The sequence below is a fragment of the Rubritalea tangerina genome (genome assembly GCF_042683245.1).
GTDB lineage: Bacteria > Verrucomicrobiota > Verrucomicrobiia > Verrucomicrobiales > Akkermansiaceae > Rubritalea > Rubritalea tangerina.
On record NZ_JBHUJB010000092.1, the window covers coordinates 1 to 781 of the forward strand.

Genomic DNA, 781 nt, shown 5'->3' on the forward strand with positions numbered 1-781 from the left:
TACTTACGACGGTGAGAATGTATTCACTCAAAGCTATGACGATGGCTACCGTCTCACCCATCAGACTCTTGGAAATGGACTGACACACAGCATCACCTATGGTAGAAGCGATAATCTTCGTACCTTTGATTTCGTGCTCGATGGTACGCAATCCATTGAAGATCTCGAATTGAGCTACACCTACGCCGTGGACAAACAAATCACAGCAGAGACTGTTGCAGGAGGAGTGATGCAAGACGCATCCTTCACCGCGAGCTATGACGACGGCAATCGCGTTACAGCATGGAACCGCACAGGTGCCATCGACACCAACAGCCCTGAAGCACAGAGCTGGAACTACGACGATGCAGGCAATTGGACGAGTACAACCATCGATGGAACCGTCCAAAACCGCAGCCACAACGACGACAACGAACTCACTGCAGTTGGTTCTAACGCAACCACACTTGATGACCGAGGTAATCTCACAGAGGACGACCAAGGCAATGTGTACATCTACGATCTAGACAATCGTCTCAAACGTGTGGAGATGGACAACAACACAGACGTCGACATGGTGTACGATGCTCTCGGACGTAGAGTTCTAATAGATAATGGATCAAACGTCACGTTTGTTACCTGGTGGGGTGACCAAGAAGTGGCTGAGCACGAGCACAACAGTACTCAGAGCACCATCCAGAACGATCTTTGGGCACATCCCACTGCACTGAATACCATCACAGCAAGAGCAGTAGAGGGCAGTAAGTTCAAAATGGAGTGGTACCACAAAAACTACCTCGAT

1 protein-coding gene is annotated in these 781 nt (G+C 49.4%); it reads left to right on the top strand.

All coding sequences use genetic code 11. The annotated features are described in order from the left end of the window. Positions 1 to 781 (top strand): hypothetical protein (locus ACFSW8_RS17775; protein ID WP_377178930.1); only part of this gene is annotated, 781 nt, incomplete at both ends.